Source organism: Pseudomonas cerasi, from assembly GCF_900074915.1.
Taxonomy (GTDB): domain Bacteria; phylum Pseudomonadota; class Gammaproteobacteria; order Pseudomonadales; family Pseudomonadaceae; genus Aquipseudomonas; species Aquipseudomonas cerasi.
In genome coordinates, this window is record NZ_LT222319.1 from 4,551,293 (window position 1) to 4,570,289 (window position 18,997).

The 18,997-nt window shown below is 57.1% G+C and carries 20 protein-coding genes and 1 pseudogene; 10 read left to right on the top strand and 11 right to left on the bottom strand.

From position 1 onward, the window contains the following. Positions 1-17 precede the first annotated feature (17 nt). The 5 genes from PCPL58_RS22555 to colR form a co-directional block, all read right to left on the bottom strand. Entirely contained in the window at positions 18-245 is a 228-nt protein-coding gene (locus PCPL58_RS22555; protein ID WP_003363953.1) for a hypothetical protein, read from the bottom strand. Next, the gene (locus tag PCPL58_RS22560; protein WP_003363955.1) at positions 242-964 is read right to left on the bottom strand and encodes a lipopolysaccharide kinase InaA family protein; all 723 of its coding nucleotides are present in this window, start codon (positions 962-964) and stop codon (positions 242-244) included. Before PCPL58_RS22560 ends, PCPL58_RS22555 begins: the two co-directional genes overlap by 4 nt. Before the next feature lie 4 nt (positions 965-968). Next, positions 969-1,649, bottom strand: a complete 681-nt coding sequence (locus tag PCPL58_RS22565) for a class I SAM-dependent methyltransferase (RefSeq protein ID WP_065350492.1) — start codon at positions 1,647-1,649, stop codon at positions 969-971. Positions 1,650-1,849: 200 nt separating this feature from the next. Continuing rightward, the gene (locus PCPL58_RS22570) at positions 1,850-3,139 is read right to left on the bottom strand and encodes a sensor histidine kinase (RefSeq protein WP_003431432.1); all 1,290 of its coding nucleotides are present in this window, start codon (positions 3,137-3,139) and stop codon (positions 1,850-1,852) included. Continuing rightward, a complete protein-coding gene (gene colR / locus PCPL58_RS22575) occupies positions 3,129-3,812 on the bottom strand; it encodes a two-component system response regulator ColR (protein WP_002555020.1) in 684 nt (227 codons plus the stop codon). The genes PCPL58_RS22570 and colR overlap by 11 nt, the downstream gene beginning before the upstream one ends. 177 nt (positions 3,813-3,989) lie before the next feature. On the opposite strand from colR, the gene PCPL58_RS22580 reads away from it, so the two are divergent. Then, entirely contained in the window at positions 3,990-4,730 is a 741-nt protein-coding gene (locus PCPL58_RS22580) for a phosphatase PAP2 family protein (RefSeq protein ID WP_065350493.1), read from the top strand. A 79-nt stretch (positions 4,731-4,809) separates the two neighbouring features. Here the strand turns inward: PCPL58_RS22580 and groL are convergent, their stop codons facing one another. The 3 genes from groL to PCPL58_RS22595 form a co-directional block, all read right to left on the bottom strand. Next, positions 4,810-6,453, bottom strand: coding sequence for a chaperonin GroEL (groL, locus tag PCPL58_RS22585; protein WP_002555022.1), 1,644 nt, complete (start codon positions 6,451-6,453; stop codon positions 4,810-4,812). Positions 6,454-6,502: 49 nt separating this feature from the next. Further along, positions 6,503-6,796 (bottom strand): co-chaperone GroES, encoded by a 294-nt coding sequence (locus tag PCPL58_RS22590; protein ID WP_003304675.1) that lies wholly within the window; start codon positions 6,794-6,796, stop codon positions 6,503-6,505. 256 nt (positions 6,797-7,052) lie between these two features. Continuing rightward, complete coding sequence (locus PCPL58_RS22595; protein WP_003363969.1) at positions 7,053-7,547, bottom strand: FxsA family protein; 495 nt, start codon at positions 7,545-7,547, stop codon at positions 7,053-7,055. 278 nt (positions 7,548-7,825) lie between these two features. Between PCPL58_RS22595 and PCPL58_RS22600 the strand changes: the two genes are divergently transcribed. After that, positions 7,826-8,584 carry an SDR family oxidoreductase gene (locus PCPL58_RS22600; RefSeq protein ID WP_065350494.1) on the top strand — a complete coding sequence of 253 codons (759 nt, stop codon included), beginning with the start codon at positions 7,826-7,828 and terminating at the stop codon, positions 8,582-8,584. Between the two features lie 54 nt (positions 8,585-8,638). Here PCPL58_RS22600 and PCPL58_RS22605 read toward each other — a convergent pair whose 3' ends face one another. After that, a complete protein-coding gene (locus tag PCPL58_RS22605) occupies positions 8,639-9,646 on the bottom strand; it encodes a DUF481 domain-containing protein (RefSeq protein WP_003431433.1) in 1,008 nt (335 codons plus the stop codon). A gap of 159 nt (positions 9,647-9,805) precedes the next feature. On the opposite strand from PCPL58_RS22605, the gene PCPL58_RS22610 reads away from it, so the two are divergent. The 7 genes and pseudogenes from PCPL58_RS22610 to PCPL58_RS22640 all read left to right on the top strand — a co-directional run bounded on the left by PCPL58_RS22610 (position 9,806) and on the right by PCPL58_RS22640 (position 16,284). Then, a complete protein-coding gene (locus PCPL58_RS22610) occupies positions 9,806-10,162 on the top strand; it encodes an MGMT family protein (protein ID WP_065350495.1) in 357 nt (118 codons plus the stop codon). Positions 10,163-10,216: 54 nt separating this feature from the next. Beyond that, on the top strand, positions 10,217-11,767 hold the full coding sequence (locus tag PCPL58_RS22615) for an AmpG family muropeptide MFS transporter (RefSeq protein ID WP_003363979.1): 1,551 nt from the start codon (positions 10,217-10,219) through the stop codon (positions 11,765-11,767). A gap of 28 nt (positions 11,768-11,795) precedes the next feature. Beyond that, complete coding sequence (locus PCPL58_RS22620) at positions 11,796-12,128, top strand: hypothetical protein (RefSeq protein WP_065350496.1); 333 nt, start codon at positions 11,796-11,798, stop codon at positions 12,126-12,128. Between the two features lie 313 nt (positions 12,129-12,441). Further along, complete coding sequence (locus tag PCPL58_RS22625; RefSeq protein ID WP_331716530.1) at positions 12,442-13,272, top strand: effector protein Tle3 domain-containing protein; 831 nt, start codon at positions 12,442-12,444, stop codon at positions 13,270-13,272. Positions 13,273-13,305: 33 nt separating this feature from the next. Beyond that, positions 13,306-14,971 (top strand): annotated as a pseudogene (locus PCPL58_RS30065) (type VI lipase adapter Tla3 domain-containing protein). A 167-nt stretch (positions 14,972-15,138) separates the two neighbouring features. Next, entirely contained in the window at positions 15,139-15,663 is a 525-nt protein-coding gene (locus tag PCPL58_RS22635; RefSeq protein ID WP_065350498.1) for a hypothetical protein, read from the top strand. 285 nt (positions 15,664-15,948) lie between these two features. Next, positions 15,949-16,284 (top strand): hypothetical protein, encoded by a 336-nt coding sequence (locus PCPL58_RS22640; protein WP_065350499.1) that lies wholly within the window; start codon positions 15,949-15,951, stop codon positions 16,282-16,284. Positions 16,285-16,456: 172 nt separating this feature from the next. Here the strand turns inward: PCPL58_RS22640 and PCPL58_RS22645 are convergent, their stop codons facing one another. Both PCPL58_RS22645 and PCPL58_RS22650 read right to left on the bottom strand, forming a co-directional pair. Continuing rightward, positions 16,457-17,287 (bottom strand): mechanosensitive ion channel family protein, encoded by an 831-nt coding sequence (locus PCPL58_RS22645; protein ID WP_003363993.1) that lies wholly within the window; start codon positions 17,285-17,287, stop codon positions 16,457-16,459. Positions 17,288-17,408: 121 nt separating this feature from the next. Further along, the gene (locus PCPL58_RS22650) at positions 17,409-17,888 is read right to left on the bottom strand and encodes a YajQ family cyclic di-GMP-binding protein (protein WP_003304827.1); all 480 of its coding nucleotides are present in this window, start codon (positions 17,886-17,888) and stop codon (positions 17,409-17,411) included. Positions 17,889-18,056: 168 nt separating this feature from the next. On the opposite strand from PCPL58_RS22650, the gene PCPL58_RS22655 reads away from it, so the two are divergent. Further along, entirely contained in the window at positions 18,057-18,977 is a 921-nt protein-coding gene (locus PCPL58_RS22655; RefSeq protein WP_065350500.1) for a putative 2-dehydropantoate 2-reductase, read from the top strand. Positions 18,978-18,997: the final 20 nt, after the last annotated feature.

Genomic DNA, 18,997 nt, shown 5'->3' on the forward strand with positions numbered 1-18,997 from the left:
CCGGGCCTGTGAGGGCTTCAGTTTTTAACCCCGGTACCCTGCGCCAGGCTGTACATGAACAGCAAAAGGTCGTGGTCCGGCTGTACGTTCACCAGACTCTTCGCCACGCGTGGCAGTGGGCAGTAGCCCTCGCCATGCTGCGTGGTAAGTATGCGGGTGGACGGTTGTTCAAGCGCCGCCACGGCGACGGTGGCAACTGCCAGCGCACCGAAGATAAACAGACCTCTTGCCATTTCTAGCTTCATGACTCTAAACCTTTGATAGAGCTGCCAAACGCTGCTTGATAAAAGTAGATCAACTTCTGCCAGTCTGCAGCGCTGAATGACGAATGGCGTCGTAGCTGTTTCATATCGTGTTGGGCTGCGCCTTGCGCGGTAAGGCGACGACGGCCCTTTTCGAGATCGAGCAAGGCGACCTCGACGTTGGCGTCCGGCCCGTCCCCTGTCACCCGCACGAAAATGTGCTTGATGTACAGACAGCTGTGCTGCCAGCGGCCAAGGTGCATGCGGGCCAGAGTGTCTGCCACTTCCTTGAGCACGCGTTCATAGAACAGCTCGCCATGGCGCTCGCGCCCTCCGGCAGCCTGCCATTTTTCAATTTCCTCGAAGCCCTCCAGCGCCACCGTCACCAGCAATGCCCGCCAGGCATTGTCCTCGCCCCGCTCGGCACCGCAAAACACCACTTCGGGGACGACGACGCCAAGCTTGCGAAGCCCCTCAAGCGCCTCGCGCTCACGCAGCACGGTAGGTCGGCCCAGCGGGTGCAGCAGGCTACGGTAGATGTGACCTGTCTGACGTTTGGCATAGAGGGTCTGCCCATCGTCCATGACCAGCCGCTGCACACCACTCTCTCCACCGCGACGCACATTGGGTTCTTCAACCCATTCGCCACGCTGGCTCCAGAACTGATCGAACTCATTCTGGATCGGGTTCACAACTGGTTCTTTCACGGACTGCAAACCCATCTTTTTACCTTTTACGTAGGACATAGACTCGCCACATGGCGTACATGGGCAGGAAATCCATTCGGTTCTGAATGCGAAATCCTGCCTGCTCAAATTCGGTTTCTGCGGTAACAACAGGTAACACAAAACGATTCTGGTAACTTTCCCGCCCAGTTTTCTGCTGACGCTTGTTCTCCAGGCGCGCACGCTTCCATGCCTTGAAATTGCCATCCACCCAGAGGGAGACGATCACGCTGTCACGGGTTACGCGTTGAAACTCGCGCAATAGAGCCATCCGGTCGCTGGACTGACCAACATGGTGCAACAAGCGCATGCAGAAGATGCTGTCTACTGCGTTATCAGGCAGGTCGATGGCAAAGGCAGATGTCTGCAAAGGTTGTACCCTTTTTACAACGTCTGCCGGCTGCGAGGCACAGGCGGTACTGAGCATGTCTGCGGAGTTATCGGCACCGATGATCGAGCGGTTCGGCTTCTCGGCCAACAATGGCCCGAAGCGTCCCGCACCACAAGGCAGGTCCAGCACCAGGCCCGGGTCCCCGGCCATGTGCAGAGCCTTTCTCGCCAGCTGTTCATCGCGATGATGCGACAGCTTGCGCCAGATACCGTCCTGATGCTTTTCCAGGTACTGGCGGGCATGTGTCTTGTCGTACTTTCGGGAAAACTCGAGTTCGATGCGATCGCTCATGAGAGCAGCTCCTGATGTTGATGGGGGCCAAACTAAAGGCACCGCCGTCACCGTCAGGTCATCTGAATGTGAAAAAAATGTTACCTTTTAACGTCAGGTGTTTCGAGATTTTACAGAGAGTTAGAGGCAGTGTGTGGCCAATCGACGAAGTGCAGTCAATTGGCCGCTACCCAATAAGGCCGGTCTACTCGAGAGGAAGGTCAGGGTTTGACCACGTTGAGCGTCACCTTGAACCGGCAACCATGGGGTTCCATAGGGGTGAGATCGACGCTCCATCCCTGATTGGTGCAAATGCGCTGCACCAGTGACAGCCCGAGGCCCAGCCCCTCTCCGCGCTGCTCGTTGCCGCGTACGAAAGGCTCGAACATCGCCTCGCGTTTTTCCTCGGGAATGCCCACGCCACTGTCCTCCACGGTGAAGCTTTCAGCGTGCAGGGTCAGCGCAATGAATCCGTGATCGGTGTAATGCAGCGCGTTGCGCAGCAGGTTGCCCATCACGGCATGCAGGAAGGTCGCGTTGTAACGAATATCGGACAGCTGGTCATCGGCAGGCGGCGTGTAGGTCAACTGCAGCCCCTTGCTCTCTATCGGGTCACGCCACTGGGAGATCAATTGCTCGGCCACCCCGACCAGCGTGGCCTTGGGCGTCATGGCCGGGTCTTCGCGCTGGGTGCGCGCGAGCATGAGGAAGGTTTGCACCAGATCGCGCATTTCTTCGCAGGCGCGGCCGATACGCTCGACCTGGCGACGGCCGCGCAGATCGAGCGCAGGGTTTTCCAGCAGCAGCTCACAAGAGCTGGCCAGCACCATCAACGGCGTACGCAGTTCATGACTCACGTCGCTGGTAAACATACGCTCACGGATCAGCGCCTGCCGCAAGCGACCCAATGTTGCATCGAAGGCCACCGCCAACTCGCCGACTTCGTCAGCGGCATAGTCGGGCGCCAATGGCGGTGCCAGTCCAAGCAGCTGGTCACGGTGACGAACCTGCCGGGCCAGACGTACGACAGGCGCCATGACCCGGCGCGCCAGCACCCAACCCAGAAACACCGCCAGCGCCAAGGCCAGAACGAAACCGACCAGCACGACGGCGAACAGCACCCGCTCACGCTCTTCAAAATCGCTCTGATCCTGCAACAGGGCGTAATGTCGGCCATCCACCACCTCGATCATGGCGTGGTAGGACAACGGCCCACGGAACACCTCGTGGAAGCCTGGCTCGAGATGACGAATGTCCTTGGGCAGATCGAAGTCACCCGGACCATTGCTGAAGTAGAACAACTGGTCGGGCTTGGGCCGGTGGCTCCAGTCGCTGACACTGTCCATCAGCATCAGGCGGTTGAGGTCACCCCCGAGGCCGGCGGAAATCAGCTTTTCTTCGACCAGGTGAACGGTGGAAATGATTCCGATGGCGAACGACCCGGCGACCAGTGCACTCATCAATGCAAAGGCAATGATGATCCGTTGGGCAAGACTCTGTTTAAACTCCATCCCGGCCCTCGGCCAAGCGATAGCCCACGCCATGCACGGTCTGCAACAGCGGTTTGCCAAACGGTTTGTCGATCACCTGACGCAACTGGTGCACATGGCTGCGCAGGCTGTCGCTGTCCGGGCAATCGTCGCCCCACAGGGCTTCTTCCAGAATCTCGCGGCGCAGTACATGCGGGCTCTTCTGCATCAGCACGGCGAGCAGCTTGAGCCCGACCGGGTTGAGCTTGAGCATGCGCCCCTCACGTGTCACCTCGAGGGTGTCAAGGTCATAGACCAGATCGGCCACCTGCAAGGTACGCCGCCCGCCGCCTTGGGCACGACGCAATACTGCTTCGATCCGCGCGGCCAGTTCAGACAGGGCGAATGGCTTGAGCAGGTAGTCGTCAGCACCAGAGCGGAAACCCTGCAGACGGTCGTCCAACTGATCGCGGGCAGTCAGCATGATGACTGGCGTGTCGCGCCGGGCATCTTCGCGCAGGCGCTTGCACAAGGTGTAGCCGTCGATACCGGGCAGCATGATGTCGAGAACGATCAGGTCATAGTGCTCGGTGGCTGCCAGATGCAGTCCTGAGAGGCCATCCTGGGCGCAGTCGACGGTATAGCCTTTCATGCCCAGGTAATCGGCCATGTTCGCCAGGATGTCGCGGTTGTCTTCAACCAGAAGAATTCGCATAAAGCACTCTCATATGCAGTTTGGGCTGGCGCAGCTTAAGACGAAGTGGGCGTCAGGGCCAGCGCCGATATGGCATGACGATTTTTTCACCTATGATTCATAAGGCTCATGACACACTTTGAGACGAACCGTCGCACACAATAATCGCGGCATGCCCTTCAAAGATCTGGATTCGATATGTCGAAAACCGTCGCCCCACCCTACTCCCGTTCGATCAACCCGTGGATTTACCTGGCTATCCCCATTGCCGTGGCGCTGATCCTCATGCTGCTGGAACTGACGTCACTGGACATGGACATCGCCAAGCTGGCCTTCGATCCCGTCAGCGGGCAGTTCATCGGCAGGCACAGTTATTTTCTCGAAGACGTTCTCCACGACCGCGCCAAACAGCTGGTCATGGTATTCGGCGCTTTGGCCATGATCGGCTTCGCAGCGTCCTTCAAGGTAGAGCGCCTGATCCCGTGGCGCAGAGAGTTGGGTTGCCTGGTGCTGTCCATGGCGCTTTCCACCGCCTTCGTTACCCCGGTGAAAGTGTTGACTTCAGTGCAATGCCCTTGGAGCCTGAAAGAATTCGGTGGTCAGGAAACCTACAGCGAACTGTTGAGCCCACGCCCTGCGACCGATAAACCAGGACGCTGCTGGCCGGGCGGGCATGCGGCGACCGGCTTTACCCTGTTCGCACTGTTCTTCGCCCTTCGCGACCGTCGCCCACGGATGGCGAAGATGGGTCTGGCTCTGGCGTTTGGCCTGGGAACTGTTTTCTCTGTCGGGCGAATGCTGCAAGGTGCGCACTTCTTTTCCCATAACATCTGGACCGCAGTGTTCTGCTGGCTGATCTGCCTGGGGGTTTATTACTTCGTGCTTTATCGTCCCGAACCCAAGGGCCTCGCGAACAGCAACATACAACCGACGCACTGATTGGTCCGGCACAGAAAGGCCATAAAAAAACCCCGCACAAGGCGGGGTTCTTTATGGGTGTAGCTTAAGGGGTAAAGGCTTACATCATGCCGCCCATACCACCCATGCCGCCCATGTCCGGCATGCCGCCGCCTGCTGGCTTGTCTTCAGGCACGTCAGCGATCATCGCTTCGGTGGTGATCATCAAGCTGGCGATGGAGGACGCGGCCTGCAGAGCAGAGCGAGTCACTTTGGCCGGGTCAAGGATACCCATTTCGATCATGTCGCCGTATTCGCCGGAAGCAGCGTTGTAACCGAAGTTACCCGAACCCTGCTTGACCTTGTCAACAACAACGCTTGGCTCGTCACCGGAGTTGGCAACGATCTGGCGCAGAGGCGCTTCGACTGCACGACGCAGCAGAGCGATACCGACGTCCTGATCAGCGTTGTCGCCTTTCAGACCTTCGATAGCCTGCAGGGAGCGAACCAGTGCCACGCCACCGCCAGGTACCACGCCTTCTTCAACGGCTGCGCGGGTTGCGTGCAGGGCGTCTTCAACGCGGGCTTTCTTCTCTTTCATCTCGACTTCGGAACCGGCACCGACCTTGATCACTGCAACGCCGCCAGACAGCTTGGCTAGGCGCTCTTGCAGTTTTTCCTTGTCGTAGTCCGAGCTGGTGTCGCCGATTTGCTGACGGATCTGGGAGATACGCGAGTCGATATCGGTTTTCACGCCAGCACCATCGATGATGGTGGTGTTTTCCTTGTTCAGGATGACGCGCTTGGCATTACCCAGGTGTTCCAGGGTAGTGGTTTCCAGGCTCAAGCCGATCTCTTCGGAGATAACGGTACCGCCAGTCAGAACAGCGATGTCCTGCAGCATGGCCTTGCGACGATCGCCGAAACCTGGAGCCTTGACGGCTGCAACTTTCACGATACCGCGCATGTTGTTGACAACCAGGGTGGCCAGCGCTTCGCCTTCAACGTCTTCGGCAACGATCAGCAGAGGACGGCCAGCCTTGGCGACTGCTTCCAGAACCGGCAGCATTTCGCGAATGTTGGAGATCTTCTTGTCGACCAGCAACAGCAGCGGGCTGTCCAGCTCGGCAACCATGGTGTCCGGCTTGTTGATGAAGTACGGGGACAGGTAACCACGGTCAAACTGCATGCCTTCTACAACAGACAGCTCGTTTTCCAGACCCGAACCTTCTTCAACGGTGATAACGCCGTCTTTGGTCACTTTTTCCATGGCTTCGGCAATGATGTCGCCGATGGAGTGATCGGAGTTGGCCGAGATGGTGCCGACCTGGGCAATAGCCTTGGTGTCGGTGCATGGCTTGGACAGCTTCTTCAGCTCGGCAACAATGGCGATGGTCGCCTTGTCGATGCCGCGCTTGAGGTCCATCGGGTTCATGCCGGCAGCGACGGCCTTCAGGCCTTCGTTGACGATGGCCTGAGCCAGAACGGTAGCGGTAGTGGTACCGTCGCCTGCATCATCGTTGGCACGGGAGGCAACGTCTTTGACCAGCTGCGCACCCATGTTTTCGAAACGGTCTTTAAGCTCGATTTCCTTGGCAACCGAAACACCGTCTTTGGTGATCAGCGGAGCGCCAAAGCTTTTCTCGATGATAACGTTGCGGCCTTTAGGGCCCAGGGTCGCTTTAACTGCGTCAGCCAGGACGTTTACACCGGCGAGCATTTTTTTGCGGCCAGAATCGCCGAATTTAACTTCTTTAGCAGCCATGATCATTATTCCTTGAATACTTAGTAGTAACGGAAGTCAGCGGGAGCACTCAGCCTTCGACGACAGCAAGAATCTCGTTCTCGCTCATCACCAGCAGGTCTTCGCCGTCTACTTTCACTGTGTTGCTGCCGGAATAAGGGCCGAACACAACCTTGTCACCCACTTTCACAGCCAGCGCACGTACTTCGCCGTTGTCCAGCACGCGGCCGGTACCCACAGCAACGATCTCGCCGCGGTTAGGCTTTTCAGCAGCCGAACCTGGCAGAACGATACCGCCGGCAGTTTTCGTTTCTTCTTCACTGCGACGGATGACGACGCGGTCATGCAGAGGACGAAGCTTCATTGTCGATCTCCTGATTATGTTTGTTTGATCGTCCGGTGAGTGCACCGGCCGGTTTAAATCCGGACTTGCCGGTTACGGTTCGACGCGCGAACCGCAGAATACGGTCTGGCCTTCAGGCCAGAAACCTTGCGGTGACCCATACATAAGGGCGAGCAAAGTGATTACAAGTCTTGGGTAGAAATTTTTTACACCCGAACCGGCTGGTCAAAACGAACGCGGCACCCTGAGGTGCCGCGCTGCCGGGGGGTGTGGAAGATTACTTGTCGCGATGCTCGAACTCGCCTTCGATGACGTCGGGCTCGCGGGTAGGCTGGTGAATCGCCGTCGGGCGATGACTCGACGCACCCTGATTGGCAGGTGTCTGCAAATCATCGGCGAAGGCACGCTGACGCATGGCCTGATCCTGGGCGCGCTGGCGGACCTTGTTGATCAGCAGACGACGGGTGATCGGCAGCAGGCAGATCACACCCAGAATGTCGCTGATGAAACCGGGCAACAGCAGCAGACCGCCGCCCACGGCAACCATCAGGCCTTCGAGCATTTCCTGCGCAGGCAACTCGCCACGCGCCAGGCTTTCGCGGGCTCGCAGCGCCGTCGCGAAACCGGCCACACGCATCACGAACAAGCCGAGCATCGACGTCGCGACGACCAGCAGAAAGGTCCAGAGAAAGCCGATGGACATCCCGACACGAACCAGCAGAAACAGCTCAAGTACCGGGAATAATAGAAACAGCAGCAAAAAAACACGCATCAAATGAGTTCCTCAAGGGAAGAATGCCTTCCGAGTAGACCGTATGTGATGTCAGAAGATCGTTAATTCAAGCTCCCTGCATCTGGCTTACCGCTAAATTATGCGCACAAGTGAGCTGAACCAGGCCTTCACAAACGTGTATCGGTGTATTTCAAGGCTAGATGGCAGAGCCGAGACGAACGCGCAAAAACAGCCTATAACGTGCTCTGGCTATGGCATAAGCACTCGCAACCCGCCAGTGATGCCATGGAAACGATCAACTGTGATTGGGCACGCATATGGAATTGAAAGACAAGCTGATAATAATCACCGGCGGCTGCCAGGGGCTGGGCAGAGCCATGGCCGAATACCTGGCCGGCAAAGGCGCCAACCTGGCGCTGTTGGACCTCAATCAGGAGAAACTCGATCAGGCTGTCGCCGCCTCTGAGGCACTCGGGGTCAAGGCTCGCGCCTATCTGTGCAATGTTGCCAATGAAGAACAGGTCGTCGACACGGTCAGCAAGGTCGCCGAGGATTTCGGCACCATTCATGGCCTGGTCAACAACGCCGGTATTCTGCGTGACGGCCTGCTGGTCAAGGTCAAGGATGGCGAGATGACCAAACTGAGCCTTGCGCAATGGCAGGCGTTGATTGACGTCAACCTGACCGGCGTATTCCTCTGCACACGTGAAGTGGCGGCGAAAATGATCGAGCAGAAGAGTCAGGGCGCGATCATCAATATCTCGTCGATTTCACGTGCGGGCAATATCGGACAGACCAACTACTCGGCAGCCAAGGCTGGCGTGGCGGCTGCGACGGTTACCTGGGCAAGGGAACTGGCCCGCTACGGTATCCGTGTGGCAGGTGTGGCTCCGGGATTCATCGAAACCGAAATGACCGGCAGCATGCGCCCCGAAGCACTTGAGAAAATGACCTCGGCCATCCCGCTCAAGCGCATGGGCAGGCCCGACGAGATTGCACACTCGGTGGCTTATATTCTGGAGAATGATTATTTCAGCGGACGCATCCTTGAGCTGGATGGCGCGATGCGAATCTAGTCAGCGCGTAAAAGCAGCGGGCGACACACAGGGTGTGCGCCGCCCGCCCTTCGCTTACCAGCTTACGCCGAAGCCAGCGGTGTAGCGCGTCTTGTCGACATCGCCATTGCTCGAACCACTGATGACGTTCTTCTCGGCTTTCAGGTTAAGCGACGCCCAGTCGGTCACCTTGTAGCGCAGCCCCGCCTCGACATCCAGCGAGTAATCGGCAACGGAGCTCAGCGGCTTGCCCAGCTCGCCGTTGGTGAAGAATTCGACCTTCTTGCCAATCAGGTAGCGGTTGTAATCCCAAGTGCCGGCAACGGAATAGAAGTTTTCCTTCTCGTCGTTGGAGAACTCGAAATCGGTACGGTTAAGCAGCGCACCGACCTTGAATGCACCCAGTTCGTCATCCCACAGCTGGTAACCTGGACCGGTACCTACGACGCGCTGACGAGAAAGATCCTCGACCTTGTCGCGTTTGTAGCTGACGCGGCCGTCCCAGAAGAATTTCTCGGTCAGGAAGCGGTCCAGCGAGTACTCGGCGCTCCAGTTGTCAGTGCCAACCACATCGTCGGTGGTCTCGCGGTTGTAATCGCCCTTGGCGTTGTGACGCCAGTCGCCATGACGAGCCGAGGTCTTGAAGGCGACGTTGTAATCATTGGTATCGTTTTCGGCCTGCTGGAAATCCAGCGCCGCATCGATGTTGCCTTTCCAGACAAGATCCGTGATAACCGGCTTGGGCTTGATGATCTGATGGATACTTGCCAGATCGACGGTCTTGGGCGCATCGCCATTGGCCAGCACGACCTTGCCGTCATCCGCAGCCTGCAGCGAATTGGAGACTTCGCCGCCATGCTCATCCTGCTTGACCAGCAACGGCTGATCGCTTTTCAGGGTCTTGACCTGTTTCCAGTCCAGCGCGATAGCGCCGCCGTATTCGGTCTGCAGCAGCAACTTGCCGCCGTCGAACACCTTGATTGTGCCGGTCAGGCGGTCGCCATTCTTCAACCAGACGGTATCGGCAAGCAATGGAGTGGAAACAGCAGTGATTGCAAGGCACAACAGGGTTCTGGACAACATAAGCGATAACTAGGCTCTGTAAGGCGGGAATCGGGCATTTTCCTGCGGGGGAGGTGACGGGACGATCCATGTACCACCAAGCACGGTGGTAACTGACAGCCCGGACAACCAAAAGTTCACTGAACGACAATCAATATCGTTTTTATACAGGATTATCGCGTGGCAGACCCGGACTTAACATTACTTTACCCGGCAGGACGATCGCCGAGCGAGGCGCGACGCACCGCTCTCTACCTGACGATGGCGCAGATACCGGAAGGCAAAGTGGTCGCCTACGGGCAGCTCGCCGAACTGGCGGGCCTGGGCCGAGCTGCACGCTGGGTGGGACGTACGTTGAGCCAGTTGCCGGACGGTTCTTCCCTGCCCTGGCACCGGGTTTTGGGCGCCGGTGGTCGGCTCAGTCTGCCGCCCGGCAGCGTTTCCGGTGACGAACAACGGGCACGTTTACGCGCCGAGGGCGTGACCATTGTGAATAATCGGGTTGATATGCAGCGCCATGGCTGGCGTCCCCTATAGCACAGCGGTTAGAGTGCGCCCTTTGTTTTCGTAACCTGAGGCAGATTCCAGCCCATGCCCCGTAAAACCTGGCGCGCCGCGCTCGCCGCATATGCCAGCCCGTCGACATTAGTGTTACTGCTGCTCGGATTCGCTGCGGGCATGCCATATATGCTGGTCTTTTCGACATTGTCCGTGTGGTTGCGCGAAGCCGGTGTCGCGCGCGAGACCATCGGCTATGCGAGCCTGATCGGCCTGGCCTACGCCTTCAAATGGGTCTGGTCGCCATTGCTCGACCAATGGCGTCTGCCCCTGCTCGGCAAACTCGGGCGGCGTCGCTCCTGGCTGGTGCTGGCACAGAGCCTGGTGATTCTGGGCCTGATCGGCATGGGCTTCTGCGATCCGCAGAAGCATTTGTCCTGGCTGATCGCAATTGCCGTAGTGGTGGCCTTCGCCTCCGCAACGCAAGACATCGCCATTGATGCCTATCGCCTGGAAATTGCCCAGGACACGCAACAGGCCGCCCTCGCCGCCAGCTATATGTCCGGCTACCGGGTCGCTGCACTGCTGGCGACCGCGGGTGCACTGTATTTCGCCGAGGGCTTCGGCTCGACGGGCTTTGCCTACAAGCATTCGGCGTGGACCGGTACTTATGTGCTGTTCGGTCTGCTGATGCTGCCCGCCCTGGTCACCACACTGATCATGCGCGAGCCGCCGGTGCCGCTGCGCACCCAGCTGTCGGCAGCGCGCTATGGCTTTACGCACCAGTTGGCCTCGGTGTTCGTGCTGATTGTGCTACTGGTCTCCGTACCGGCGATGTTTACCCAACTTTACAATACCGACTTCGCCAGTGTGCTGTTCAACGGCACCAGCTGGATGGACCTGTTGCTGGAAGACCGGGCGTTTTTACGGGCGATTCTCTATACGCTCCTGACCATCGCCTGCCTGTCCTCGATGGGTCGCCGCGGACTGGCACCGGTGCTCACTCCGATCAACGATTTCATCATGCGCTACCGCTGGCAGGCGCTGCTGTTGCTGGGCCTGATCGCGACCTACCGGATGTCGGACACGGTGATGGGCGTCATGGCCAACGTGTTCTACATCGATCAGGGCTTTACCAAGGACCAGATCGCCAGCGTCAGCAAAATCTTCGGACTGATCATGACCCTGCTGGGGGCCGGTATCGGCGGACTGCTGATCGTGCGCTTCGGCATCATGCCGATCCTGTTCATCGGCGGCCTGACCTCAGCCTCGACCAACATCCTGTTCCTGTTGCTGGCGGACATGGGCCCGAACGTGAAGATGCTGATCCTCACCATCTCGCTGGACAACCTCAGTTCCGGGCTGGCGACATCGGCGTTCGTCGCCTACCTGTCGAGCCTCACCAACCTGAAGTTCTCCGCCACGCAATACGCCTTGCTCAGCTCCATCATGCTGCTGCTACCGCGCCTGCTGGGCGGCTATTCCGGTGTGGTGGTGGAAAAGTACGGCTACCACAACTTCTTCCTGATCACCGCGCTGCTGGGCATCCCGACGCTGGTGATGATCATCCTGCAATGGAACCGAGAGATACGCACGGCGAAGACCGAGCCGCCTCAAGAGGCTTCCGTTATCGACAAGCCCTGATCTCTGGCTACCTCATCAAGGAACAACATTGGACACCGAAAAAAAAGCACGCGCTTTCAACCCCGTTCCCCTGATCCTTATCAGCCTGGGGATCTGGCTGCCCATCATCGGCACCCTGCTGACATATTATCTGTCGCGAGATGCTGATGCCCTGTCCGGGTCAATGGCGTTTGGCAGCGCCGTAGTGCTGCTCGCGCAGGTTGAAATCTTCGCGATCATCTTTCTGATGATTTATGCATTCGCCGTAAAACCGTGGAGACTCTCCACAACCCTACGCACGGTGTTCTCGATCAACGCAGTCGCCGCCGTCGTCGCGGCAATCGGCATTATCGTTACGCTGGCCAATATAAGCCTGCAGTAATCGCCGGCTAAAAAGCCCTTACGCTCAAGCGTCAGGGCTTCTTTTATATCGCACGCACCCGCCCTTTACAGTCCTTCCTCCTGGCGTCTCTCATTACGCCGTAAGAAACGCACTACAGCTTCTTATGAATTGGCCGACGACATCGTTAGCCATTCCTCACTACCTCACCGCAGCATCAGGAGTAATGTCGCTCGGTGATGGCTCTTTGCAATTTAAGTGTGTGCCCCCGGAAAGAAGTCTATAGACTCGCACACCTCTCTATATCAGCACTCTCGCTCGGAACGAGCGGCTGGTTTTATATAACGGAGCAACAATGTTAAAGGATCTAACGGCGCTATTTGCGCCACAAAACCGTCGTCTGATCAAACTGACGACCGTTGCCCGTGACGAACAGGAACTCCTGCTGGAATCTCGCTATCCCGGTGGCGGATGGGTCACTGGGCCCCTATCTAAAGGAGCTATTGAAAAAGGGCATAAAATCCTGATCAACGCTGAACAACTGTACCCGCCACATGCCCCCCAAATGTTTGGAGGGGAGGAGAAGACAGAAAAATCGAGCCCATCGGGGCTAGACAGGCCGGATGATGCGAACCAAGCCTCTGCCTTGGGTAATCCCAGGGCCAAATTCAAATGGCGCTATGTTCGCAGCCAGATTGGACCCGTAGATCTGGAGCTAGAGGTCGCCAAATGGAACATGGGAAAAGCGCCAGGTAAACAAACTCGAATGATGCGCAAACGAAGAGCCCCGGGCGAGGGTGCATCGAAACCTATGGATCCTTACGACATAGAACGGGAAGAAACCCCGGACGAAATACGTGAATACATGGACAAGAGCACAGATGTGCTAGATAAAAACAGCTACCATTCGGGCCTGCTGCGAAGCCCGGAAAACCATCAATGGGTAACGGCGATGGATATCGCGATTGGTCAGGCGAAATGCTTGGACGATCCAGAAATGCGTGATGTGCTGGTGGCGATTGCGGATTGGAAGATGGATAAACAGTTTTTCGAAGACGTCCTAAAAATGCCTGGCTGGGAACGACTCAGCGTTGACGCTCAGTTACTGGTCGCAGCCAGCCATAAATATTACGAATACGGAAAATTCCCTTCTGCCAGCCTGGTGTCTTTGCCCCCCCTTCTCTAGTCAATGTTGCCTCTAAAAAAGTGAGGCTCAGTGATGGAGCGAAGAAATAAATTATCAACACGACCGAAGCTGAGGCCTTATCTCTGGATAACCGGAATGATGCTAACACTTTGGTTAGGGTTCGTCCTGCTTGTCCATTTCAAAGCACAGGAAAACAACATGGAACTGCGTGACATAAATTCAGTAACACGCTGGGGGGGTGGCAGCGGTTTTAGGCATCACGCTCTTCGCGTACAGCGGACACTGGTGGGGCAAAGCCGTCGCACATGAAAAAGCCGAGCTAGTCGCATACAAATCCAAGGTAATGAGTCAGGCATCAGAACAGCAAGAGGCGCAAAAACGAAATTATTCTCTAGAAATACGAGGTACGGGCATAACCGTCCATAACTGGCATCAATCTTCAGTTTGGCGAGAAATAGTCGCGAAGAACAACAACTTTTTATCAATATACCCATCATCCCCAAAAGAATACGATTCAGGCCTGAGCTCGCGCGAGATCACTAGAAGCATAAACACACGCGTGGCGTTCCAGCACTCCGCTGGAGAATCTGTTGCATACTGGCCTGTCCCAACATTTGCAATCGCACCTCCCAAACAGCCTTCAGACACGGGAGCTGCAAGTAACATAATGAGTGGTCGAAATGCTGCGACCCTAGGGGTCACTCTTGTTTTGTGGCAAGACGCTGAAAATACTACTCATGCTCAAAAAATGCTTGAGCGTTTATTCCGTTTTTTTGACGACAACCTCAAAGTGCCTGAAGCGCTAATCGTAAGTGAGGATGGTGATGTCACACGAAACGGTTTGCGCGTGGCCGGCACTCCAGGCCTGCAAAAAAACGCTCAAGTAATACCCACTATATTCGAAAGCATGACCGGACTGCTGGTCACTCGTTCAGACAGGGTAGATCGATATATTCGTCCCTATGCGACCGACGAAACGGAAGACAATCAGAACAAAAATACCGATCTGGGCAAGCTTTGGGCTTTCTACTGGAATCGTGATGACGCATTTACGGAACAGTACGAAAACGAACAAAGAGCCAAGGGCGTTGTAATTCCACTAGCCCCCGGCACCATGTCAACCGCCTACTGGCAGTCCCAACTCCCCACCCTGTGGAAAACCATCAGCAATCGCAGCCCCGGCAATTTCGAGCCCTCCCCCTGGCTACCAATCCGCTGGGGTCAGCATCAGGTCAAGGAGTTCGATGCTGCGCCGGTACTTGGCTATCTACATCGCCCGATCAAAGCGCCTATGCAGGATGAAAACGGCAAGCGTCTGAAACCGGCCTTGCAAGCCAAAGCGCTGCAAGCCGCCTGGGTGCAGGCGCTGGATACCTTGCCAGATGGTCAGGAACCTGTGCGGGTGTTCTATGACAGCACCAACAACCCGGAAGCCGAAATTGCCCTGAACAACGCCCTGCACGACCTGGACAAGGACGGCCACGGTCTTGAGCTCGGCAATGTTGAAGAGGGCTACGACATCGGTCGTCGTCTGGGCAATACCGGGGTCAGCGGTGCGCTGGTCGAGATCAATCTGGCGACGATCGCCAGTTACAAGGATGGCGGCGTCAGCGCCGTGGTCTACGCAGGCACCGATGGCAGCCTGACCGTACAAATGGTCCGCCTGCCCGATGAAGCCCGTAAAGCGAAGAACAGCCAGAACCGCGGCGCAGATCCGTTCACCTATGGCTCACCGTAAGTACGAGCCGTGCGAGAGGTGTGTTATTACACCCTTTGTGGCCCTCACGAAATGACCACAGGGCCGAACCTGCACGGAACATGCAACAATGCCGCACGATCAACCCGGGTACCGTGATCCAAAGGGCATGGCTGTCCGGGATGGCGTCCTTTATAGAAGACCTCTCAATGAAAGCATTTCCCCTGCTGGCCACGGCGGCCGTACTGATCTTGTGCGTGGCCGGATGCACGTCGGGCGTAGAAAAAAGCCGTATGCCTAAACCGGTGCACATTACCGTGCAAGTGGTCGATGAAAACGACCAGCCCCTTGCCAATACGGTGGTACGTGTTCAACAAAGCGCACCGGCCGGCGACCGGTTCTTTTGCCTGAACATCGCGCTCTATGGTGGCAGGGGATGCGGTACCTTCAAGGAATGGTCGCTGTTCGAGGGCGATTATCCTGCCAGTGGTTCACTGGACATCACTATCGAGTATTTTGGCGGGCTGAATGTCCAGGTCGTCGAGCCTTGCGATAACACAGACCCCAAGGCCATGCGCCGGTATTCCTTGCTTTCGCTGGCCACCACGGGGCTCATCGACGGCCAGCAGTTCAAGGTAAAGCCGGTGGATAGTCATCTGACGGGGCACAGCGTGGAGTACGGCCCCTGCACGACCCGTCTGCCATCTGTCGAAAGCTTCGACAAACAATTTTGATCGAAGATTGCAGCAAGACAGCGGTGCAGGAAATCGAAGCGCCGGGCTGGGCACGCTCTTGAATGACCTGGGCTTTGAAGGACTTGGAATAGGAGCGGCGTTTTGGCTGCATGAAATACCCACTTAAAAGGCTAGGACTGGTGCCCACTTAAATTTAAGTGCACACCATGTCCTGGCTTTGCGGGGCTGGGTAGATGACTTGGTCGGACGCTTACAGAGGTGTGACGTTTCACTATCGAAGAAAAAACCTGCACGCCAACTGGATAGAAAAACAAGGATCGAACAATGACAACAGAAGCTGAAAATCATATCGGCCACTATTTTCTTCTCACGCTCATTGGCTTGGGAATCTGGCTGCCCATTAGCGGTATAGCCCTTTGTATATACGTGCTTCAAACGGCCAGCAATTTAGGCATGGGCGCGCTGACTGTCGTCGGAACGATATTCTCACTCCTGGGCATAGAGTTTGTCGCAACTGGAATGTTGCTTATATACGCCTATTTGAAGAAACCGTGGAGACGCTCCAGAAAAATCCGAACAGTTTTTTTCTTACATGCCTTGGCGGGAGGCCTGACGGCAAAGTCAGCCTTTGTGTGCTTTTTAATCATCAAGCTGCAATGAGTCCCAAAAATCACACCCAAAAATGTCTGATCTATGTAGACGCAATATTCAAGCAGACGATGATGAGTCGGCCATAAAGGCGGTACTCGCCACAAAAGACCAGCCTTTAACGAACGCATACAAAAAAGCCCCGACTCTCACGAGCCAGGGCTTTTTCATACCGCACTCACAACTATTCCTGAACCACCCGCACAATCCGTTGCGGCAGTGGGATCTCGATGCCTGCGTCCTTCAGGCGGTCGCGCGCTTCGATGTTGAACATCGACGTCACGTCGCCCATGTCGCCACTGCTGGTCCAGACACGCAGGGACAAGGTAATTGCGTTCTCCCCCAGCGCAGCCACCACAGCCTGGGGGGCCGGGTCCTTGAGTACGCGTGGGTCGTCTGCCATGTCCAGCAGGACCTGCAATGCTTTCCTCAAATCCGCATCGTGGCTGACGCCGATGTCGAAGGTGATCTTACGGGTCGGTTGACGGTTGGTGTTGGTGATGATGCCGTTGGACAGGTTGCCGTTGGGAATGATCACGGTACGGTTGTCGCCGGTGCGCAGCACGGTGTGGAAGATCTGGATGTTGTCGACGGTTCCCGACACACCCTGGGCTTCGATCCAGTCACCGATACGGAACGGGCGGAACAACAGAATCAGCACGCCGCCGGCGAAGTTCGCCAGGCTGCCTTGCAACGCCAGACCGATCGCCAGACCGGCAGCACCGATCGCCGCCACGAACGAGGTGGTTTCCACACCGATCATCGACGCGACGCTGACCACCAGCAGGATTTTCAGAATGATGTTGGCCAGGTTGCTGACGAAGCCCTGCAAGGCCAGATCGGCGTGTCGCAAGGCCAGCAAGGCGCCGAGTTTGCCGGTCAGCCGGTTGATCAGCCACCAGCCTACGCACAATGTAACGACTGCCAGCAGCAAGCGGCTGCCGTACTCCATGATCATCGGAATCCAGGCCTGCGACGCTTGCCACAGATGACCGACTTCTGCGTTTAAATCCATCGTTATCTCCTTACTCGTCACGAACTGCGATCAAAACCACGGCAGCCTGCCGTCATTTCAATGCTCAGGGCGATTCGGACTGGCCAGGGAACGCAGGGTTCCCCGGCTTTCAATGCAACGATCAGTCGCGGAAGTTGTTGAATTGCAAAGGCATGCCAGAATCGTAGGCACGCAGCGCTGCGATAGCTTCTTGCAGGTCGTCGCGCTTCTTGCCGGTCACCCGTACCTGCTCGCCCTGAATGGCGGCCTGGACCTTGAGTTTGGCTTCCTTGATGTGAGCGACGATTTTCTTCGCCAGCTCCTTGTCGATGCCTTCACGCAGGATGACTTCCTGCTTCATCAATTTGCCGGAAGCATAAGCGTCCTTGATCTCGAGGCATTTCGCGTCGATCTTGCGTTTGACCAGCGCCAGCTTGAGGATTTCGATCATGGCCTCCAGCTGGAAGTCTGCTTCTGCAGTCAGCGTGACGGTCAGTTCCTTGAACTCGAACGTGCCTTTGCCTTTGAGGTCATAGCGACGGTCCAGCTCTTTGATAGCGTTGTCGACGGCATTCGTGACTTCGTGTTTATCCAATTCGGACACTACGTCGAACGAGGGCATGTATGTTCTCCAGATAAACGGCGTGCGCACAATTCGGGCACGCATGACTTGACGGTGTGAAAGAACGCTCATTATAACGAGACTTTTCCAGCGTTCACTGTGAGCCTCCATGCACATCCTTGTTTTCACCTTCTGCAGACCGCTTCAGCGCCATAACGTGCCGCTGTGATGGCGGTGACATGGCATGTTCTCGGTGCAGGCAGCCTGGGCAGTCTCTGGGCGACGCGACTGGCACGCGCGAATCTGCCGGTGCGGTTGATCCTTCGCAACGCTGATCGGCTGGCCGCCTACCAAGCCAATGGCAGTTGCGTGACGCTGGTCGAGAACGATATTGCCCATGCGTACCCGGTTGAAGCGCAGACCGCCGACCATCGACAACCCATCGAACGACTGCTGGTGGCCTGCAAGGCTTACGAGGCCGAGCAGGCCGTCGCTCAGCTGGCTCCGCGATTGACGGCGCAGGCCGACGTCATCCTGTTGCAGAACGGCCTGGGCAGCCAGGACGCAGTGGCTGCGCGAATCCCCCACGCGCGCTGCCTGTTTGCCTCCAGCACCGAAGGCGCGTTTCTGGAGTCGGACTGGCGTGTCAGGTTTGCTGGCCATGGTTTCAACTGGCTGGGTGACGCATCCAACCCGACAGCCCCCGCGCTTCTGCAGGACTTGCACGACAGTGGCATTCCCCACCAATGGACGCCGGACATCCTGACCCGCCTGTGGCGCAAGCTGGCCCTCAACTGCGCGATCAACCCGCTGACGGTGCTGCATGACTGCCGTAATGGTGGCCTGCTCGAGCACGCCTGCGAGGTCGCCACGCTGTGCGCCGAGCTGACCGAGCTGCTGGGCCGCTGCGGCCAGCCAGCGGCCGCGCAGGAACTGCATGCCGAAGTGCTGCGGGTCATCCAGGCGACCGCCGCCAACTGTTCATCCATGTATCAGGATGTGCTTCACGGACGACGCACCGAAATCAGCTACCTGCTGGGTTATGCGTGCGCAGCCGCAGCGCGTCATGGCAGCCCCGCACCGCACCTGCAGCATTTGCAGACGCGTCTGACAGCCCATCTGGCAAGCAAGGGTTTGCGTACCGACTAGCCCGCGCTACCCTGCTCGCA